Below are 19,695 nucleotides of genomic sequence, written 5' to 3' on the forward strand. Positions count from 1 at the left end.
ACGGATTGCTGTTCGCCGCCAACCCGGATTATATGAGCCGCAACGAGTTCGAGGTGCTGGCCCGGTCGCTGTCGCGCTACGAACCCATCGACGAAGCCGGCCGGATGCTGGCGACTGCGGCCAGCGAAGCGCGTTCAGGTCAGGAATACCTCGATTTGTGGGGGATCGAGGATGCCCGGACTTGGGATCCGACTCCGCTCTGGGACGAACTCACGATCGCAACCCGCTGCGAAATCCCGTTGGGCAAGACCGCGGTAGGCAACAAACCTCTGTGGCTGGACATCAAGCAGGATGCCGAGGGCGGTGTCGGGCCGCACGGCATGGGCGTCGGCATGACCGGTTCAGGCAAGTCCAAGCTGGCACGCGCGATCGTGATGGGTCTGGCCATCAAACATCCACCCGAGATGATGAAGATCCTGCTGGGTGACTTCAAAGGTGAGGCCGAGTTCACCGGTCTGGAAGGACTGCCGCATGTGGTGGGCGTGGTGTCCAACTTGGGTGACAGCCTCCACAAGCTGGACAGGTTCCAGGACGTCGTCGAAGGCGAAATGGAGCTGCGCCAGGAGGCGCTCAAGCGGGCCGGCTTTGAAAGTGTTCTGCACTACGAGCAAGCCCGTGCCCGCGGTGCCAAGTTGCCGCCAATCGGTGTGCTCGTGATGGTCCTTGATGAGTTCAGCGAACTGCTCTCGCTCAAGGCTGAGATGGGACCTGTCTTCGATCAGGTCGGCCGACTCGGCCGCTCGCTGTGGGTGTCGATTCTCAACTTCTCTCAGCGCGCCGAAACCGGCAAGATGGCCGGACTCATCGCCCAGCAGTCCTACGCGATCGGCATGAAGGTCAAAGACGCGGGTGAGAGCCGGCGGGCGTTGGGGTCGCCGGTGGCCTACGACGAGCTCAGAAATTCGCCGCCTGGATCGGCAATCTTGGCCGTCGATGGTGAGTACACCAAATTCCGGGCGTACTACACGCAGGCAACCTTTCAGCCACCGAAGCGGCGAAAAGCCGAAAAGGTCGCCACCGAGGGCTATCCCGTCGATGTGCACCGCTTCACCTCCGAGATTGCTCCGCTGCCCGAGGATCTGCTCAAGATCGCCGACACCGATGAAGACGCCGAAGACGACGTCGAAGACGCCGAGGACTTCTTCGACGACGACATGGATCTTCCTCTAGGGGCCGAAGCACCCACAGTGGAAAGCGTCCTGGTGCGCCAGATCGCCAAATTTGGCAAGGGGCGCACCCGTGGCGACATGTGGCTGCCGGCCCTCGATGACACTCCCGAGATTCCCTTGAGCGAACTGACCAAGGAGTACTGGGGTCGCGAGTGGACGCAGGTGATTGCCGATGGGGGACTGGTTGTGCCCATCGCGCGCGAAGACAACCCGCGCCGCCACACTCAAGAGGTTGTCTGCCTGGACCTTTCGGGCGCCGGTGGGAACATTGGCATCACCGGCAAAACCGTGATCGGCAAGTCGATGACCGCCCAAGCGGTCATGTTGTCCTTGGCCCACTCGCACAGCCCGCAACGCGTCCAGTTCTACGGCCTCGATTTCGGAGGCGGCAACACCGCCCGCAACATGGCCGGGCTTCCACACGTAGCGGGTATTGCCGGCGGCAGCGACCCGGAGAAGGTCAGTCAGGTCGTCATCGAGGTGGAGAAGCTTCTGCGACGGCGCGAGCGAGAGTGGGAACTGGCCGGGATCAACATCAACACATTCCGGGCCCGCAAGTTCGGGGCCAGCCCAGAAGAAGTCCCAGACGACGGGCATGGGGACGTGTTTCTGATCGTCGACAACATCACCGCATTCAAGAACTTCAACCTTGATCTACATGACCGGGTCGCGCGCCTGGCCGAGAATGCGCTGGCCTACGGCATCCATTTGGTGGTGACCAACGATAGTTGGTTGTCGATCAAGATGGGCGACAAGCTCGGTACCCAGATCGAACTGCGTCTTTCCTCGCATGTGGACTCGAAGTGCCGGGACAAAGAGCTGGCAAGGCGGCTACCTGACGTTCCCGGTTTGGCGTTGCAGCGCAACGGTTTACAGATGCGCATCGGAGCGCCCTATCAAGTGCGCGAAACGATTGCCAAAGAGACCGAGGATCAAGCAACCAAGGACGCAGTGGCCGAGATCGCCCGCGCGTGGAGCGACCTGGGATGCCAGCAGACGCGGCAGCTGCGGATGCTGCCCGACAAGATCGCCTACGAGGACATGGGTCCGGCGGCGCCAGGCACACTCAAACTCGGCTTGGGACAGACCACCTTCAACACGGTTGGTATCGATATCGCGCGATACCCCCACTTTTGGGCCGCTGGCAACAGCCAGTCGGGACGCTCGACGTTGCTGCGGACACTGCTGCGCTCGATCACCGAAACATTCGCTCCACCCAATCCCGAAGCGCCATCGTTCGATCAAGCCCAGATCCTGCTGTTCGAGTCAGATTTTGAGCTGATGGACTCCGTTGACGAGCGCTATAAGGTTGCCTATGCCAACACCAAGCCGGAGATCCTGTCGATATGCGAGGCGCTGGCGCAAGCGCTGACGAAACGGCGGCCGCCCAGCGACCTCAGCGATCGCGAGAAGCGGTTGTGGCGGCCGGCGGCACCGCGGATCTTCGTTGTTGTCGACGACCTGGACCAGTTGACAGTCACGGGAAAGCATGGGGGCAAGCAAAGCGCGTTGGCGCCGCTCATCGAGCAGATGGCCAGAGGGCAACGCATCGGCTTCCACGTGCTGGCAACCACCCAGGCCTCCAACTTCTACCAAACTGGCAAGAGCAACAAGGTCATATCGGCGATGGACGACGCCGGCGTCAGCGCGTTGGTGATGGACAGCGAGAAGAAAGAAACCTACGTCGGCGACATCAAGGGCGCGGTTCGCGTCCCGGGGCGAGGTGAGTTCTGGACCCGCAAGGGCAGGGAGCTCGTCCAGGTGGCCCAGACGCTGCCGCCTGACGAGGTGCTTGAGGGGAGAATTTAGTGCAGTCACGTTGTGCTCAGCGGACGTAAAATTGCACGATAATCGTGAACATTATGTGTTTCCGATTTTGAGCAAGTGTGTAAGAATCGGTAGCTAGGCGCGAACGCGTTCTGCCAAGGAGATGAGGGGTTATCCACATGGGCTTCATTGAGGTAGTGCCTGAAGGAATGATGGCTGCGGCCGCTTCGACTGAGGCGTTGTCGGCGCAGGTGGGCGGACACACGGCTCAGGCCGCAGCGGTGGCCGCGGTCGTCCCGCCAGGGATCGAAGAGATTTCAGCGGCCAACGTCGCCAAGATCGCTGGCTATGCGGCCAACGTTGCGGCCGTGCTCGGCGGGGCATCGGCCGTCCAAGCTGCTTACGGTGCAGCGCTGGGATCTTCGGGCGCGATCCTCGACCTCGGCGATGCGTTGGCCCAACTCAGCGTTGCCAACATCGTCTGACATCGAGCAATACGCGGACACGGGTATGTGCATGCGTCTAAACCAGCCTCGATCGCGGACTGCGCGCTGGCTTCACCTCGCGACGCACGCCCTGTCGCGAGGACGTACCCGCGGGGTGCCTGGATGCCCGCCTGCCGGGGAACTGGCGGGTGAGATGGTGGTGACGGCATGACCGGAGCCTGGGGTGCGCTGCCCCCAGAGGAGAATTCAGCCGGGTTTTGGCTCGGGCCTGGCGCTAGCAGCATGATGGCGGCGGCAGGTGAACTCGAAGCCCTCGCCGGGGCCATTATCGGCATGCTCGGCGGGCATGAGGCAGTGGCCTTGGCGTTGGGCACCTCATGGCCGGCCCCCACCGGGGAACTCGCCGTGCTGGCCAATGTCCCGCACTTGTTGTGGCAGGCGAGGGCGGCCGGGATGATCACGACAGCTGCAGGGCTGATCACAGCGACCGCCGAAGCATTCGAGACCCTCAAAGCAGCCACGCCGACACCGATGGAGATCGGTGAGAACCAAATTGAGCACGTCGCGTTGAACAATGCGAACTTCCTGGGTCTACTGACCAGCTTCATCATCGCCAACCGTGCACGGTACGGACAGATGTGGGTGACCTCAGCATCCAACAAGTACGCTTACGCTGCGGCCAGTGAGGCTGGCGTGCAGGCTATTCCGCCTCTGGATCCGCCCACACCGTCAGCTATGCCCATGGGCGGCGATCCCGGAACTCCTTCTCTGGGATCGAAACCAGAGCAGGCGCTCACATCTGCCGGCGCTGCTCCGCAGGACGCGATGTCGACGTTTATGCCGATGCTGAGCCAGCTCGGACAGATCAGCGGCCAAGCTGGGCAGCTGACTTCCGGTGCCAATCCACTGTCGAATGTGGGGCAGCTCCAACAAGGCCTGCAGCCGGTGATGTCGTTGGCGTCCCAGATCGGACAGATGACACCGCCGGGGGCCGACGCGATGGGGGCTGTTGGCGCCGGAAGCTGGCTTTCGGGCGCGCCAGGGGGCGGAGGGCCGGTGGCGGCGAACTTGGTCTCCGGTGGCGGTGGCGGTGGTTTCGGCGGTGGGACCGGCGCGGTGTCGACGGCCCTGCGAGGCCCGGTGTCTTGGGCTTCCCCGACCGTCAACGCATCATCACCGGCCGGGGCTGACGTAGCGGTATCGCGCCTTGCCGAGGCCCGAGGGGCCTCCCCGATGGGCGGTGGCATGGGGGCGCCGGGAGCGATGATGGGCCCCATGGCCCACGCCGCTGGCGATGACAAGCGTGAGGGGGCAGCGAAACCCGACGGGGCGAAAGTCCTTTCGTCAGCTGCCTCGCTGTACCGCTCTCCAACGGGCTTGCCGGTGATCACCGGCGGCTCGGGAGCGGTATTCCGGACGGGGGAGGTGGCTGACCCACAAGCATCGTGAGAAGCACACACATCATGAGAACCGGTATCCCAGAGCAAGTTTGAGAGAAAGGACATCCGACGATGTCGGAACAGATTCACGGCGAACTCGACGCCCTCGCGCAGGACGCGCAGGGGCTACAAGAAGTCTCCGATCAACAGGCAGCGCTGATGCACAGCCTGGCTTCCACGATGGAGGGCCTGAGCACCTCCATGATCGGTCGGGCCAGCCTGGCGATGCAGCAGGTGGGTGAGCAGCTGCATCACGAGGGCAACTTGATGTCGACAACCTTCGCCGACCACTCGCACATGATGAACAACAACCGCCAGATCCTCGACAGTGGCGACGAGGAGAACGCCCACGCGATCTCCCAGATCTCCAACCTGATCGTCTAGGGACCCACGAGAGCCTCCATCGACTCTCAAATCCACTCTCACACTCGAACGAAAGGACACATCGTGTCGACAGTAACTTTCCGCACGCCGCAGATCGCAGCGGCGGTTACAGAGATCGAGCAGGTCGCGCAGAAGACCGAAGAGAATCGGCTGCACTCGATCAACATCGTGACGGCCAACGCCGACAACTTCAACGGCAGGGGATCGGAGGCGTTCCAAAACGCCATCAACCTCGTCAACCATCGATACCAGGAACAGCAGGAAACGATTCGTCGGGCTGCGGTGGTTCTCAACCAGGCCAACGAAGACATGACCATGCGCGACGGTCAGGCCGCGGCCCAGTACGGCTAAGCCTGCTGGTCATTTCACCAAATCAAATGGCGGCCCGGCAGGGATTGCGGTGCTCAACCGGAATCCCTGCCGGGCCCTCGCACTTCACAACGGTCATATGAAGGCCCGCGCCCAACAGTTCTGCTTCAACAACAAAGGTCAGTGATCTGATGAGCACACCGTCATTTCTTCGACGTCAAGCGCCGGCACCCGCAGGCCCTGCACCTGTACGGGCGTTGACCACGACATGCGAGGGAGTGCGAATACTGCAGGGGCTTTGCCGCATTGAAACGCTGCCTTCAACATTGTGGCTACAGCCCTGGGTAAGTGAGGGCGGCCCGCCTACCGACGAAGTGGGACTCGCGACGCTGCTAAAGGCCGGTGCGCTGGTAGATGAGAGCACCGTTCATCCCACTATCGGTGCCTGGCTGCAAACCTTGGCGTCGCCAGACATCACCCTGTGCGTGTATATCAGACGCGGCAATGAGCATATGAGCCTGGTCATTGCGCGCCGCGACCGCCGGCACGCCGCCGCCTCGCGATGCAACGACGACGTGACGCTCGAGGAGGTCAGTTCCGTCCGATCGATGCGCGACCTGGTGGATCGGATCACGCCACTGTGTGGGCCAACGGTTGAAGCAGCACGGTTCGTGCCCGCCACTGTGCCGACAGAGGCACTGCTCAGCCGACTGGGCGAGGTCGTGCGTGGCGATCACACTGCGTTACGAGCGCTGGGCAGCCTGGGATTGACCACCGAGCAGCGCGAAGTCGTGATGCTGGCAGCGGATTCGCCGCTGATGGAGGCAACGTTCGCGGTCACGGTGCATGACCGACGAGGTGAGCACGTGTCGGTCGCCACCGCCTCGATCACCGATACTTCGTTGGGACGGGTGGTGACCGGCCCTGTGCGCGGAGAAGACGGCAAGTGGTGGACTCAAATTGTTCCCGGGACCAACGATGCCGCCGCGCGCGCGCTCACATCGCTGGTGGCCACAGTGGGCGGACGTGAGTGGCAGAGCTACAGCCGCCTAAAATAATGAAACAATTGTGGTGTTTACGTACTGCTTTACAGTGCCTAACTGTGTAAGGTATTAAGCAGCTTCGGACTGTGGAGGCCCGGGGGAACTCACAACATGGGAGCCAGTAAGTGAGCAACAACGACGACGACTTTTACAATCGCTACACCAGCAGCGAGCAAGGCGATTCGGCCGCCAACGAACCCGGCCAGGACTGGTCAGACATGCCCGAGGGCGCACCGGAGGGCGGCGAGTCCGTTGCACCGCAGCATCTTTCGGGGTTTGATCCCGAGCAGACCTCGCAGGTGACATCGGACTTTGTGCGCGCGGCGATCCGCGGCGCGACCGAGTTGCCGCAGCCCGTCGGGGCCTACCAACACATCAACGGCGGTGAGGCGGACGCCAACGCATGGACTGCAGGCGCGCGTCACGCTCAGCAGAACCCTAACGCTGACACCTGGGAAGCGCCCCCGCACACCTCACAGCCCGACGTGCTGACGATCAGCGACATCGACGATGCACTCGCACAAGACACCCTGGCCGAATCGGATCACGCAATAGACGCCACCGACGAGGTCGACAACCCCGAGGGCTATGGCGACGACGCTACGGCATACACCACCAACAACCCTGATATCGAGCCTACGCAGCTGCCAGGCGGGCCGACCCCCACTCAGGGCAAGGGCTCTGAGCACGGCAGCAACACTGAGATTGATCAGTACGGCTGGGACGTGGGATCAGCGCAACCGAACGCTCAGGGCACACTACCCAACGCGCCTGCGCAACACGACTTCAATGGGCCGACACCAAGCCTTCGAGACGAGCACCACCGCCAGGCGCCGATCGCGCCCTACCCACAACCTTGGCCCCAAGAGCAGGTATCGCGTCCCTGGCCGCAGCAACCCGCTGTTCCCGGCGGGCGCCACGCAAATCCAGCCCCCTACGGTCAGCCGCCAGCACAGTGGCCTCCAGTGACCAACGAGTTTGGTCATCACGCACCACCGGCCCACCGGGCGCCGGCAGCACACTTTGAACCGCGGATACCTGCCGGACCGCAGCAGCCACCGCATCAAATGCCGACTGCGCCGCCGGTGTCAATTCCGCAGGGTGCCTCGCGATTTGAGCCGTTGCGACAGTCCAATGGCGCATCCGTAGGCCAGACGCGGGCAGCGATCCGGGAAGCAGGCCTGGTGCGTCCGCACAAGCCTGAGGCCACCCGAGGCTGGCGCAAGGTGCTACGCAAGCTCACCGCGATCAATCTTGGTCCCTCGCCTGCAGAACGCAAGTGGAACGACCTGCAGCGGCGCATCAACTCGAACCTGCGCGGGACCTACACGATCGCCGTCATGGGCCAGAAGGGAGGCGTGTCGAAAACGACCACCACAGTGGGTCTCGGTCAGGCACTCGCTCACTATCGTGACGACAAGGTCGTCGCGATCGACGGCAACACCGCCAAGGGAAACCTGGCCAATCGCATCGATGAGCCCTCCAATGGAAACTGGAAGACGCTTCTGGGAGACTCAAAACTAGACTCCTACACCGATTTTCGCCACCACACTGGCAAGGACAGCTCGTCAGGGCTTGAAGTGTTGGGCTCCTACAAGGGCAATGAGGTCATCACCGGCGTTCAGCTCTATCAAGCAACTCAAACCCTCGGCAAGCAATACCCAGTCAGCCTTATCGATTGCGGCAACCAACTACTCGACGACGTCACCGCAGCGGTATTAGCCATGGCCGATGCCGTGGTGATCGTGTCCACAACCAGTCTGGATGGAGCTTTGGCCGCCAGCGACACAATCAACTTCCTACTGGCGCACGGCTATCCGCATCTGGTTTCCTCGGCGGTCGTTGTGATCAGCAACGTGAGCAAAGTGCCGGCCAACAAATCCGTACGTCAGCTTCACGAAGATTTCGAACGGGTCGTGCGTGCAGTGCACGCCGTCCCCTACGATCCGCACCTTCACGAAGCCGCAGCGATCGACATGCAGCGGCTGAAGCCTGACACCAAGCGAGCCTTCATCGAGGCCGCGGCGTCGGTTGCAGACGGTTTCGCCGGCGCCTCTGACCGCGACCAGAACGCTATGGGACGGCCCGGACCGACGGAGTGGCGGCAATGACACTGATCGAAGACAACGACCTCGGAACGGCGGCCTCTGAGCCAGGCCCACGCAAAGGAGTCGCAGTCCGCCGACGTGGCCAGGTACGGCTAGCTGAGCAGGTTCGCGTGGCGGTCATCTTCTCCGGTCGCCAGCACGATCTGACGCTGCCGGCCACCGTCCCAGTGGCCACCGTCGTGGCGGGGATCCTCAACACCATCTGCGATCCGGCCGACAGCCTGCTCGACGCCAGTGAGGACGGACGCATCACCCCGGGCTCGGTGGTTCTGCGACGGGTCAACGGTCAAGCACTCGACCGCGAGGAGAACCTGCAAGCACAGGGCGTCATCGACGGGGACCTGCTGCGACTGGAAGTCGGTGACGCCGAAGTCACCTTGACCCCCATCATCGAGAACGCCAGTTCGGCAACTGCCCAGATCCTCTCAAACCACCGGCAACAGATAGACGAAGCAGTCACCGTCCGTTTCGCGGCGATCACCGCCGCACTCGGAGTTGTGTTGACGGTCGGCCTACTGCTCAACGCCTGGCGCATCAACCTGGCCGCCGGCCACGACGTGAACCTGATGCTCGCCGCTGCCGCCACGGTGCTGACCGCAACACTTCTAGCGACAGCGACGATCGTATGGTGGCGTCACCGCGAACTGACCGTGGCAACGAGTCTGTGGCTTTCCGCTCTGGTGAGTGCCCCCGCGGCGGCGGTGATCGGAACACCCGGACAGCCCTCCGCCTGGCATGCGGTCTTCGGCTTTGCCACCGTCACCGTTGTGGCCTCGGCACTGTGGGCACTGACACCGGCCCCACGAGGAGTGCTGGCTTGGACAGCCATCACCGGCGGCTGCTGGGCGCTCATATCAGTGCTGCGCGCACTGGGCGTGCAATGGGGCTACCTCTGGGTCGCCGTCATGGCCATCGCTCTGCTCGTGCTCAAACTGTCAGAGGGAATTGCCGGGCGCATGGCCAGGTTACCCATGCCGGAATTCCCCACCGTCACAGGAAAGAACGTTTTCGATCCGGCCGACGACATCGCTGCGCAGGCGCTGGAGGCGGCAGCAACTCACGGCACTCCGAGCATGGCGCAGCTGACTCGCGCCGCCATTGCGGCCAACATGTATCTGACGGCCGTGGTCGCGTGCACTGCAGTGTTTTTCGTGGTCGGCTCAGCCTGCACGATAACTCCTGGCCAGGGCCGTTGGTGGCTAGCCACGGTCTATGTCTTGATGCTGGCCACAATCTTGATCCTAGCAGCACGGGCATTCGCCGATCGGATACAGGCGATCATCCTGGTAGCCACCGGCCTGAGCATGATGGCCGCTGTCGGTTTGACCTACGTGCGGGCCAACGGGTCCGGCCCGGGCTGGAGCGTTGCGATCGCCGCTGCGGTGCTGATGTTAGGGGTGGGCGCTCTGGTCATCGCCGCGGTGGTGCCCAAGCATGTGTTCTCCCCGTTGTTCCGCAAACTCGTTGAGTGGCTCGAATACGTCCTCATCGCACTCGTTCCGCCGCTGTGCTGGTGGCTGCTCAACCTGTACTACCTGGCCAGAAACCGATGATGATGAACCGACGCCGATGGACACACAGCGCGGCGGCCTTGGCAAGCGTGGCCGCCCTCGTAGGAACTGCGCCACTGGTGACAGGCACCGCCCAGGCGATCAACCCGCCGACAATCGATCCGGCAGCGGTACCGACCGACACCGAAGCCAGGCCCGGCGAACCACTACGAATGGCGCACGGCTGCGCGGTCACAGGAGTATTGCCCAACAGCGATCTCGGCGCCCCTGGACCATCACAGGCCTTCATGAATCTGCCGGAGTTGTGGAAGTCGGCAGGCAAAGGCGAGGGCCAGTCGGTAGCGGTGATCGATACCGGGATATCGCCAGGGCCGCGGCTGCCCCACCTGCGCGGAGGCGGAGATTACATCGAGGAAAACTCAGATGGCCTGCGCGACTGTGACTCCCACGGCACCATCATCGCCAGCATCATCGGCGGTGCACCCTCAGAGGCCGACGGTTTCGTCGGTGTGGCACCGGGCGCCGAGATTATCTCCATCCGGCAGTCCTCGGATGCGTTCGTGCCCGCCAACCCGACCTCAGGTGACATCGACTCCGATCGACGCGCGGGCACCGTCGCCAACCTGGCCAAAGCAGTTGTCCGAGCGGCTGATTCTGGCGCCAAAGTGCTCAACATGAGCATTGTCGCTTGCGTTCCGGTGCTTAAACCGGTCGACCAAACCACGCTGGGCGCTGCGATCCGCTACGCGGCGGTAGAAAAAGACGTCGTGATCGTTGCCGCAGCGGGCAATCGAGGCAATAAGGACTGCGGCAACCAGAATCCCGACATTGATGCGGTCACCGCCGATCCTGAGCAATACCGGAATTGGCGCGGAGTGGTAACCATCTCCACGCCTGCCTGGTTCTCCGATTACGTCCTCTCGGTGTCGGCGACCGACGGCACCGGTCAACCGGCCATCGACGATCAAAAGAATGAGATCAGTCTGCTCGGCCCATGGATCGGCGTGGCCGCTCCCGGGGTGGCCATCCAAGGCTTCAACGAAAAAGGCGAGTTGATCAACGCCACCTTCAACCCTGAAAAAGGCGTACTCCTACCGATGAACGGCACCAGCTTCTCGGCTGCCTATGTCAGTGGGCTAGCGACGCTGATCCGCGCAAAGTATCCGAATCTGACTGCCCATCAGGTCATCGACCGCATCAAGCAGACAGCCCACTCGCCAGCCGCAGTAGTCGATAACCGTGTGGGATATGGGGCAATCAACCCCGTCGCTGCCCTCAACTACGACGTACCCGAGGCAGACCCTCAGCCCAAGGAGAACCTGTCACGCCCGCTGCATGTCGCACCGCCGCCACCACCTCCGGACCGCCGCCCGATGACGGTGGCACTGATCGGTAGCGGCGTCCTGGTCGGCGGCTCACTACTTGCGCTGGCGGTCGTACTGCTGGTGCGCCGGAAGGAACAGTCATGACCCAGGAACTCACCAGCACCCCAGGCGACGCCCAGCACCACCGCCGCTCGCGTCGCGCCGAATCACAGACAGTCACGGGACAAGCACTGCCACGATGGCAGGTCAGATTTCCCCTGCGACACATCATCATTGCCGAGGTCATCGCCGTGGTCACTGTCACCGCGATGGCCGCCGCGGGTATCCCCTGGTGGGGGCTTGCCCTCGCCGTGGCCGCCATCATTGTGCTCGCCACACTGAACTACCGCGGCGCGACCAGTGCGGGTTGGCTGTGGCGAGCGTTTCACACCCGCCGCGGACGGAAGCCGGTCGTAGTTCCAGAAGCGTTCGGCGCCGAGATAATCGGCGCCGCCGCAATCGGAATGCGCTGGGATTGATCACACCCACCGACAAGGACTGCTCGTGAGCCAAACCCTTACCCGTTCCCAGCCAGCACTCACCGCAAACGGCAACCCGAAGTACGCAATCACCATGATCGCCCTGCACGGCCGTGCCTTTGCACCCACAGTGCTCGTCGCCGACGGTGCCGACACCCCCGACGTCGTGCCCCTTGACGCAGTGTGTTCGCTGATGCGCCAGTTCGGTGGACTGGAACTGCGCTCGATCGATGTGCTATCGATCGGCTCCCGGACACCTATGAACGGCAACTACACGCCGCGCTACGACCAGATCGTCGGCGACCGCCCAGCCGTAGGCGAACGTCGAACCTGGTTGGTGCTGCGACTGAATCCGCAAGCATGCTTGGACGCTTTGACCTACCGCGGCAGCCTGAGCGAGGCAACCGCAACAGCGACAGAACGCATCCGCCAGGCGGCGGTGCGGGCTGGATGCAGGGCGAGCACCTGCAGCTCTGATGAGCTCGACGCTGCCACACGCATCCTGCTGGGCGGACATGATCTGGACGACTACCAGCCCCATTGGTCGCATCTGCAAGTGGGAACCGAGTACGTCACGCCGTACCGTATCGCCGGCACAGACCTGACCAGTGGGCTGCTCAACGATGTGTGGACGATCCGCTCCACACACACCGCGACACTCATTCGGCTCACCCGCAACGCCGACGCCACCATCTCGGCTGCGGCATTGGTGCGGATACACACCACCAAACCCGTACCGCACCCACCACTATCCAAACTGAACCCTGTCCACGGGCAGACATCGTCAGCTCTATTGGCCATGCTTCCACTCGGGCACCGCTCACTGCAATTGCCGTTGGCGCCTCGCCGCATCCAAACGACGCCAGCTCACCATGTTGCACGGCTCAGCGATAAGCGCACCTTGATCCTTCCAGTAGGCCCGTCAGGGTTCATCGTTGGTATGGCAGCATCGGGTCAGCCCTGGCTCATGTCACTGCTGGACCCACTCAAGTTCACCCGAGTGGCGATCAACACCAGTATCGAAGTCGCCCAACGGCTTCTCCTTCGCGCCACGGCCGCAGGCGCTGTTGCCGCAGTCGATACCGACAGGCCAGAGTCCTGGGAGCCGATCTGCGATGAGCGACTAACGCTCACCTCTGGCGGCGATCAGAAGACGAACGCGCCGTTGACCGTGTCTGACCGCCAGGATCGCCGCGACCAGCAGGCGGTCGGCGGTGAACGGGGCCATGGCCTGGTGACGATCAACTCAGTGAATCCGTCAACATCCGATATCGTCATCACCCAGACATCACCGACCGAAATGGTTCTGCGCATGCCCGGCGGGCGAGAAATCATGTTGACAATCATGCGGCCCCGCAACGAGAGCCAAGTGCTGGGTCACCTACTCAAAGGGAAGAGTCGATGAGCGATCGCGGTAGAGAAGCACTGTCCGCGGCCGTCAAAGCACTGCCCACATCCCCGCGAAAAGCACTGCAGGTGTTCAGCATCGCATTGGGAAGCGACCCGACGATGGCCGATGCGCTGCTTGGTCGAGTCGCCGCCGGCGATCATTCGCTAGAAACTCTCAAGGCACTGTCGACACATTCGCGCAACCTTGGCACGCATCTGCGCCACCTGGGCAAGGCGCCGCGAGAACTGGGCGCAAGTCTGGATGTGGAAGCGGTTCGTCTCGACATCTTCGACCCCGTCTCAGCCCAGGCCGCCTACGCAGGTGCGCTCATCAACGCGGGAAAGTACGAGGCAGCCCACAGTCATCTCAACACCGTGCAAGACCGTCCTGAAGTCGCCTACGTGCGAGCGGTTCTCAACCGCAGAACCGAGCGATGGCCAGATGTACTCACTGCCCTCACCGGCTGTGAACGATGGATGAATACTCTGCTGCGGCGCGCTGCGAGCCTGCTCGAAGCAGAAGCGGCGGCCAACCTCGGTTTGTTCGACCGGGCCACAGCCGCAGCGCAACGCGCCAACACCTCCGACGAGGCCGCCAACCCTGACCCCATTAATCGAGATGCACAGTTCTGCCTGGCCCTTCTCGCCCGAGCACGGGGACAAGAGGAACAGGCAATGATGCTGCTCACCGAGATCCGAGTGGCCTGGCCCGACTTCGTCGGGGCAAGAACCGCGCTGGAAGATCGCACCTACGGCTTCCGAGTCACCGATGCGGCCGTGATCGATACGCGCTCAGATCCCTGGGACTCCACCACCCAACGCACACACGAAATGGACCTGGCCGAACGGCAGGCCAAACTGTTGTCCGATGCTGAAGCCACCTTGACCAAGCAGATCGGCCTTGACGAGGTCAAAAACCAGGTCCACAAGCTGCGGTCGCACGTCAAGGTAAACAAGGTCAGAGTCGAGCGTGGTTTCGAGCCGATCATGCGCAGCCACCATCTAATCTTCAGTGGTCCTCCGGGAACCGGCAAAACCACGATTGCGAAAGTTGTGGCCAACATCTATTGCGGCCTAGGCGTTCTCAAGACCACCAAGTGTCGCGAGGCAAAGCGTGCAGACTTCGTGGGGGAGACGTTGGGCTCAACCGCGATCAAAACGAACAAACTGATTGACGATGCCCTCGACGGAGTCCTGTTCATCGATGAGGCCTACGCGCTGATACAGACCGGCTTATCTGGCGGGGACGCCTTCGGACGCGAAGCTGTGGACACTCTGCTGGCGCGTATGGAGGACGAACGTGACCGGCTGATGGTCATCATCGCCGGCTACGAAAACGAGATCGATCGCTTCCTGACGGCGAATGAGGGTCTGCTGGGGCGTTTCCCCCGGCGGCTTCGATTCCAGTCCTACAATCCGGCCGAACTGGCAGAGATCGCCGCTGCGATCGCCGGCGCGAAGGACTCCACGATCGTGCCTGCTGGCATCGACACTCTCGAGCGTGTCTGCAACGCGCTGACCCTGCTCGACGTGGTGGTCGGTGGCGACGATGACAAGGAGATACGCAGAGTCATCGCCGCACATGAGGACAGTGGCGCTCTAGGCCCCGACGAAGTGCGGCGCAGGTTTCTCGATGTGCTGGGCAATGGCCGGTTTATTCGCAACGTGGTCGAAGCGTCGTTCGAAGAGCAGATGCACCGGATCGCCGATGAAGTTGACGGTCTCGATGGCAGCGCGATCGACGAGGCGATCACGACGTTGGTTGAGACAGACGTCAGCGCCGCACTACGCACCGTGCTCTCGACTATGGCACCGGGCAAGATTGATGCTGCCCATTTGATTGAAGCTACTCGGCCACGTTAGAGAGTCTGGCGGCAATGCCTCGCTACCGCTTGGGGGTGAACATCGCCAGCATGATCTCCAGATACTTCGCCGCGGCGGTCGGATCGCTCCAGTCCGCTCCTTCGCTGGCTGCCAGTTTCTGGGCGTTCACCATCAGTGCATTCGCCACCAGCGGCAGATTCTCCGGCTGAGCTGCGTCGGTGCCCTCGAAGTGCTTCGCGATCGTGACCAACTGAGCTGGGGTGGCCGGCACCGCAACAAATTCGGGCTCGGGTGTGGCTGAATCCACTGGGGTCAGCGGGATTTCGCGATCTCGGACGATGTCGTTGAGGAACACCTGGCCGTCGCGTTCACCGACCATCGAGCCGTAACGCGAAAACGCGGTTTGTTTGCTCACGCCGAGTGCTTTGCCGACCGCTGTCCAACTTGCACCGTCGCGACGGGCGGCGGCGACCAGGTTCCGCACATAGTTGTCGATGGCATGCCGGGCACCGGTGAACAGGGTGATTGCATCGAGGTTGGTCTGGCGCGGCGACAGCTCGGGGTGCGCACCGATGTAGCCGGCCGCCACAAAGATCAGCCAGTTGGGATCCTCGAGGTTTAGGTGTCTGCCGACATCGGTTGCGGCGTCCGAAAGTGGCGTGCGGGGTTCGGGGTAGCTGGCCGCTGTCATGGCTTCAGCGTACACGTAAACGTCTTGATTCTCGGACGTTCGTCTGAAATATTTGACGGTTGGTTGAGGTGGTCGGCCGCAGGCTACCAACGCTCATCGACCGTGGCTGAAGTCGTGTCGCCGGTTGGTGTCATGGCTGCGCTGGCTCAGGTAGTCGTCGAGCCACTGGCGGTCTTCTTCGCTCAACGAGTCGGCTTCACGCTCGGTGTTGATGCTGTCGACGCCGCATAAATCTGCTTGGCCGTTGAGGCTGAACCCTTCCCGTAGGTAGTACCGCGCGGCAACAACTTCGCGGTCGGTGGCCGCGGGGTCGAGCAGTGTGGTCGCCGCGTAATCAATTGCCGACTGTGCGTATTGATGGCAGTGAATCGCGTCGCCGGCTGCTTCGGCGTCGCGGGCAGCGCTGATATCGGTACGTGCTTCGTCGAGGGCTTCGGCGGACGTGGGGTCGATCACGGCACTCTCCTCTTCGTTCACAACGCCGTCACCGGCCGGTGACTCATTAGTGTTTACGTATTGAGTCTATTGCTTTTTTCTGTCAGAATCGAGCGATAGTAGGCGCGGCGAATGCGTAGCCCGGGCACTGTGGGCCACCTAGTCGCTCAAGGGGGTGCGGCGTGGCAATCGATCAGGGTGGCAACTTAATTGCGACCACAGACATACCGCCGCGGATCCACCGCGGAGCCCCAGCCTTCAGAATCTCGCCTCTGAATTCAGGCGATTCGCGCGAACACTGGCCGGCCGACGCCCGACCGACGCGCGCGGAGACGGCGCCAGGCCTGGGCGGCGCCCTCAACGTGGCGGACAGGGCCCCTGAATCCACCCAACGTCGTCCGGCCGCTCGTCGTTTACATAGGGAGACAACAACCATGGGGAAAGTACGAACACCGCTGCCCGAGGCGTTGTGGCGGATCCGATGGCCCTGGAAGTGCGCAGCGGATGTGACAGACCCTGAAATGCATTACTGGCTCAGGCGCGTCGAGGCATCCTGTCAACTGCGGCCCCCGTTGTCTCTGGACTTGCTGCGCGCCGCCAAGATCGAGCTGCGTGCCCTTGATTCGCACAGGTCGCGATCCGATCGCCTAGCCGCCCAGTTCTTCGTCTCCATGGCACTTTTTGCGTTGATCTGGTGGCTGATAGGGCAAGCACTTCTGATCGGTGCGCTTCCCGGCATTCCGCTCATCGCCCAGCACGCAGCACTCACGTTCCTCATCACAGCCCAGGGCTTTTTCGCCAACGTGCGACCATGGATCACCGATCACTTCGCGCACCGAACCGTTCTTGCCCGCGATCGTCTCAACCGTTGGCTCGTGCCGGCGTTTCCTGATCTGGGGCCTGCCCAAACCTGTGACTCCCGTCAACTAGCGGCAGGTCCGCAATGAACCGCCGCGCCCGGGCCGACATCGAGCAATTCCGCGACCAGATCCTCGCCGAATTACGCGACGCGCCCCGGCCTCTGTCCACTCGTGAACTCGCCGACCGATTGTTGGGGCCGAGCAATCACCACATCTGCCTTCCTCCTGGCGTAGGCGCGGCCATTGGCGATCGGGTTAAGGGTCAAACCATCGTCGAATGCCACGGGATCGACCTGTTCGGGAATGTCGTCTACGTTGTGGCCGCACCTGCACCGTGCGCGGGTATCTATCCACACCTGCGGGCGCTGGAGGCCTTGGGCACCATCATTCGCCTCGACAGTGAGCAGGGCGATCGAACCGCCTACTGGGCATTTCTCGGCAACATCGGCGAAGACGACGAACGACAGTCAGCTCAATTGGAAGCACTGTGGGAACTGCCGGCTGTCGAACGCTTGCCACGGTACGAAAGGCACTGAGGGAAAATGGCTTTCAACAACACCGGGTACGCACTGAGGTTGTTCGAAGAAGTCCGCCAGCGGTACGCACACCAACGCCACGAACGGAACCGGCGGAGCGTCCGTCGTAGGCTCGGCAACGATCCAACACAACACGTCCACACACCTAGCGAGTCCCTCGGCATCGCTCAGGCGCTGCTCGATCATCTGCCGCGCCAGAGCGGGGATGCCCACCAGCTGTGGACCTGTCTAGCCGTTCAGCCGTTGGCGCAGCTTCTCTACGCGGCATCACGACAGCGCGGCGACAGCAACGGCATGGACTGGGTAGAGACCGCGCTCGTCAGCACCGAAGCGGCAGAGACGGAGCCGGGTTGGCGCCAGGCGGCCAACATTTGGAGCCAGGGCACGGCGCTTCCCGAACGTTTGCTGCTGCTCACCAATTTGCCACCACGCCAGCGAAATTCGATTACCGACGTGATGCACTCGGCGATCGCTCCATGGCTGCACAGTTGCAAGGGGGATCTGGCATGAACACCGCAGTCTGCACGCTGCGCTCACCCGCAGCAACCGATCCGCGCCGCTGCGTTCAGACCCGTGACAGCTCAAAGCGTGCATTGATGACCAGCGACGGGGTTGAGATCGCGGTGACCGACTACCGTCCCTCGGGCCCGATCGGCCACACCGTCGTCCTACTGCACGGCCTGTGCCTGTCACGTCGGTCCTGGTACCTGACGTATCGACGACTGTGTCAACCAGGTGTGCGGGTCATCGCCTACGACCATCGCGGGCACGGCCAATCCGGCAGCGCTGCACTGGCGACCTACACCCCACAGAGGTTGGGCCAGGACCTCGCCGAGCTTCTCACAGCCCTGAATGTCGTTGGGCCACTGACCATCGCTGGCCACAGCATGGGAGGCATGTCGGCCTTAAGCTATCTGGCGCGATCTCTCAACGATCAGCCCGTGCATCCGAACGCACTTGTGCTCGTCGGAACATCGGCTGGCGGGCTCACCGAATGCGGTCTGGGCCGCCTCCTAGATACTCCCGGGTTAGGTGCCTTGATCGAGGTAGCCACCCACGCGCCTCGGGCACTGGGTGAGCGCGCTGTACGTGCACTGGCCCAGCCGCTGTGCAGCCTGGTCACCCACGACTCGTCGGTGACCAAGTCGCTGGCCGATGCGATAGGCCGCACGCCGATGAGGACTTCGCTTGGCTTCTTGCAAGCGCTAAAGGTTTTCGACCAACGCACGATTCTGCCGTCGATATCGGCGAGAACCACCGTGATTAGCGGCGGAAGAGACATCCTCACCCCGCCGGCACATTCCGAACATATGGCAGCACTCATTCCTAATGCCACTCATCTGCATCTGCCCGACGCCGGGCACATGCTGCTTCAGGAGGCTGCCGACATGGTCACCGGTGCAATCCTTCGCACCATCACCGATGCGGAATCGATCGGAGCACCCGCATGAGGGCACACACTTGTGGGCAGGACCGCGGGACAGTCGGTGAGGCCGAGCTGGCGCCGATTGCTGTGGGGCGACCTCCATCTGATGTGGCGGTCGCCACTACCGGTCCTTGGCCGTGTGGCTACTGCCGCATCGATTCGCTCGCTGAGGTGGGCTGTCGATGCCCAGCCTGCGGCCGCAACAAAGCGCCTGCATGGTGGAAGATCTGCAGGCCGACACCGGTGAGAACGGCGAGCTCCGACGCTATCCACCGATCGCAACCGGCCGGGCTAGGCCGGTTGAAACGCACGCGGCGCCATGCCACCGCCATCGCCTTGGTCGCGATCTTCACAGCGGGACTGGGTTTGTCGGCGGTTCTTGCCGTCAGGAGCGCAGTGGGAGCTAACGATGCACACCCGCGCCACCAACTCGAAGTGAACGCGTCTGCCCAAGAGGGCAACTCACCGGATCCGGTGTCACACGAAGATGAAAAGGGGAAGAGCCGATGACCGAT

At 62.6% G+C, this 19,695-nt stretch carries 18 protein-coding genes; 16 read left to right on the top strand and 2 right to left on the bottom strand.

Annotated features, from left to right (window positions below):
* The first annotated feature begins 5 nt into the window (after window positions 1–5).
* The 12 genes from eccCb to eccA all read left to right on the top strand — a co-directional run bounded on the left by eccCb (window position 6) and on the right by eccA (window position 15,271).
* Window positions 6–2,978, top strand: coding sequence for a type VII secretion protein EccCb (eccCb, locus tag A5779_RS08645; RefSeq protein WP_165609758.1), 2,973 nt, complete (start codon window positions 6–8; stop codon window positions 2,976–2,978).
* Window positions 2,979–3,115: 137 nt separating this feature from the next.
* A complete protein-coding gene (locus tag A5779_RS08650) occupies window positions 3,116–3,421 on the top strand; it encodes a PE domain-containing protein (RefSeq protein WP_064880875.1) in 306 nt (101 codons plus the stop codon).
* 168 nt (window positions 3,422–3,589) lie between these two features.
* Window positions 3,590–4,831 (top strand): PPE domain-containing protein, encoded by a 1,242-nt coding sequence (locus A5779_RS08655; RefSeq protein WP_064880877.1) that lies wholly within the window; start codon window positions 3,590–3,592, stop codon window positions 4,829–4,831.
* A gap of 62 nt (window positions 4,832–4,893) precedes the next feature.
* Complete coding sequence (locus A5779_RS08660; RefSeq protein WP_064880879.1) at window positions 4,894–5,205, top strand: hypothetical protein; 312 nt, start codon at window positions 4,894–4,896, stop codon at window positions 5,203–5,205.
* Window positions 5,206–5,268: 63 nt separating this feature from the next.
* Window positions 5,269–5,556, top strand: coding sequence for a hypothetical protein (locus A5779_RS08665; RefSeq protein WP_064880881.1), 288 nt, complete (start codon window positions 5,269–5,271; stop codon window positions 5,554–5,556).
* 332 nt (window positions 5,557–5,888) lie between these two features.
* Complete coding sequence (locus tag A5779_RS08670) at window positions 5,889–6,572, top strand: ESX secretion-associated protein EspG (protein WP_330220063.1); 684 nt, start codon at window positions 5,889–5,891, stop codon at window positions 6,570–6,572.
* Window positions 6,573–6,682: 110 nt separating this feature from the next.
* The gene (locus A5779_RS34430) at window positions 6,683–8,668 is read left to right on the top strand and encodes a MinD/ParA family ATP-binding protein (protein WP_236734695.1); all 1,986 of its coding nucleotides are present in this window, start codon (window positions 6,683–6,685) and stop codon (window positions 8,666–8,668) included.
* Window positions 8,665–10,218 carry a type VII secretion integral membrane protein EccD gene (eccD, locus tag A5779_RS08680; protein WP_064880885.1) on the top strand — a complete coding sequence of 518 codons (1,554 nt, stop codon included), beginning with the start codon at window positions 8,665–8,667 and terminating at the stop codon, window positions 10,216–10,218. The genes A5779_RS34430 and eccD overlap by 4 nt, the downstream gene beginning before the upstream one ends.
* A 77-nt stretch (window positions 10,219–10,295) precedes the next feature.
* Window positions 10,296–11,645, top strand: a complete 1,350-nt coding sequence (gene mycP, locus A5779_RS08685) for a type VII secretion-associated serine protease mycosin (protein ID WP_236734696.1) — start codon at window positions 10,296–10,298, stop codon at window positions 11,643–11,645.
* Entirely contained in the window at window positions 11,642–12,019 is a 378-nt protein-coding gene (locus A5779_RS32885; protein WP_082941599.1) for a hypothetical protein, read from the top strand. Before mycP ends, A5779_RS32885 begins: the two co-directional genes overlap by 4 nt.
* A gap of 25 nt (window positions 12,020–12,044) precedes the next feature.
* Window positions 12,045–13,424 carry a type VII secretion protein EccE gene (eccE, locus tag A5779_RS08690; RefSeq protein WP_082941600.1) on the top strand — a complete coding sequence of 460 codons (1,380 nt, stop codon included), beginning with the start codon at window positions 12,045–12,047 and terminating at the stop codon, window positions 13,422–13,424.
* The gene (eccA, locus tag A5779_RS08695; RefSeq protein ID WP_064880887.1) at window positions 13,421–15,271 is read left to right on the top strand and encodes a type VII secretion AAA-ATPase EccA; all 1,851 of its coding nucleotides are present in this window, start codon (window positions 13,421–13,423) and stop codon (window positions 15,269–15,271) included. The genes eccE and eccA overlap by 4 nt, the downstream gene beginning before the upstream one ends.
* A 22-nt stretch (window positions 15,272–15,293) precedes the next feature.
* On the opposite strand, the gene A5779_RS08700 is transcribed toward eccA, so the two are convergent.
* Together A5779_RS08700 and A5779_RS08705 are read right to left on the bottom strand one after the other, a co-directional pair.
* Window positions 15,294–15,923, bottom strand: coding sequence for a hypothetical protein (locus tag A5779_RS08700; RefSeq protein ID WP_064880889.1), 630 nt, complete (start codon window positions 15,921–15,923; stop codon window positions 15,294–15,296).
* Window positions 15,924–16,016: 93 nt separating this feature from the next.
* A complete protein-coding gene (locus A5779_RS08705; protein WP_131811614.1) occupies window positions 16,017–16,379 on the bottom strand; it encodes a hypothetical protein in 363 nt (120 codons plus the stop codon).
* A gap of 413 nt (window positions 16,380–16,792) precedes the next feature.
* On the opposite strand from A5779_RS08705, the gene A5779_RS08710 reads away from it, so the two are divergent.
* The 4 genes from A5779_RS08710 to A5779_RS08725 are packed head-to-tail and all read left to right on the top strand — an operon-like array spanning window position 16,793 to window position 19,205.
* Window positions 16,793–17,305, top strand: a complete 513-nt coding sequence (locus tag A5779_RS08710; protein WP_131811615.1) for a hypothetical protein — start codon at window positions 16,793–16,795, stop codon at window positions 17,303–17,305.
* Complete coding sequence (locus A5779_RS08715) at window positions 17,302–17,754, top strand: hypothetical protein (RefSeq protein WP_064880895.1); 453 nt, start codon at window positions 17,302–17,304, stop codon at window positions 17,752–17,754. The genes A5779_RS08710 and A5779_RS08715 overlap by 4 nt, the downstream gene beginning before the upstream one ends.
* 6 nt (window positions 17,755–17,760) lie before the next feature.
* Entirely contained in the window at window positions 17,761–18,264 is a 504-nt protein-coding gene (locus A5779_RS08720) for a hypothetical protein (protein WP_064880897.1), read from the top strand.
* The gene (locus A5779_RS08725; RefSeq protein WP_165609760.1) at window positions 18,261–19,205 is read left to right on the top strand and encodes an alpha/beta fold hydrolase; all 945 of its coding nucleotides are present in this window, start codon (window positions 18,261–18,263) and stop codon (window positions 19,203–19,205) included. Before A5779_RS08720 ends, A5779_RS08725 begins: the two co-directional genes overlap by 4 nt.
* Window positions 19,206–19,695 lie beyond the last annotated feature (490 nt).

Origin of the sequence: Mycolicibacterium peregrinum, from assembly GCF_001665625.1 — a bacterium.
In the GTDB taxonomy this organism is placed as follows: domain Bacteria; phylum Actinomycetota; class Actinomycetes; order Mycobacteriales; family Mycobacteriaceae; genus Mycobacterium; species Mycobacterium peregrinum_B.

Excerpts from the sequence above, each read along its gene's own strand:
- A5779_RS08650 (WP_064880875.1), top strand. The coding sequence starts at position 3,116 with ATGGGCTTCATTGAGGTAGTGCCTGAAGGAATGATGGCTGCGGCCGCT.
- A5779_RS08655 (WP_064880877.1), top strand. The coding sequence starts at position 3,590 with ATGACCGGAGCCTGGGGTGCGCTGCCCCCAGAGGAGAATTCAGCCGGG.
- A5779_RS08660 (WP_064880879.1), top strand. The coding sequence starts at position 4,894 with ATGTCGGAACAGATTCACGGCGAACTCGACGCCCTCGCGCAGGACGCG.
- eccD (WP_064880885.1), top strand. The coding sequence starts at position 8,665 with ATGACACTGATCGAAGACAACGACCTCGGAACGGCGGCCTCTGAGCCA.
- A5779_RS32885 (WP_082941599.1), top strand. The coding sequence starts at position 11,642 with ATGACCCAGGAACTCACCAGCACCCCAGGCGACGCCCAGCACCACCGC.
- eccA (WP_064880887.1), top strand. The coding sequence starts at position 13,421 with ATGAGCGATCGCGGTAGAGAAGCACTGTCCGCGGCCGTCAAAGCACTG.
- A5779_RS08700 (WP_064880889.1), bottom strand. The coding sequence starts at position 15,923 with ATGACAGCGGCCAGCTACCCCGAACCCCGCACGCCACTTTCGGACGCC.
- A5779_RS08710 (WP_131811615.1), top strand. The coding sequence starts at position 16,793 with ATGGGGAAAGTACGAACACCGCTGCCCGAGGCGTTGTGGCGGATCCGA.
- A5779_RS08715 (WP_064880895.1), top strand. The coding sequence starts at position 17,302 with ATGAACCGCCGCGCCCGGGCCGACATCGAGCAATTCCGCGACCAGATC.
- A5779_RS08720 (WP_064880897.1), top strand. The coding sequence starts at position 17,761 with ATGGCTTTCAACAACACCGGGTACGCACTGAGGTTGTTCGAAGAAGTC.
- A5779_RS08725 (WP_165609760.1), top strand. The coding sequence starts at position 18,261 with ATGAACACCGCAGTCTGCACGCTGCGCTCACCCGCAGCAACCGATCCG.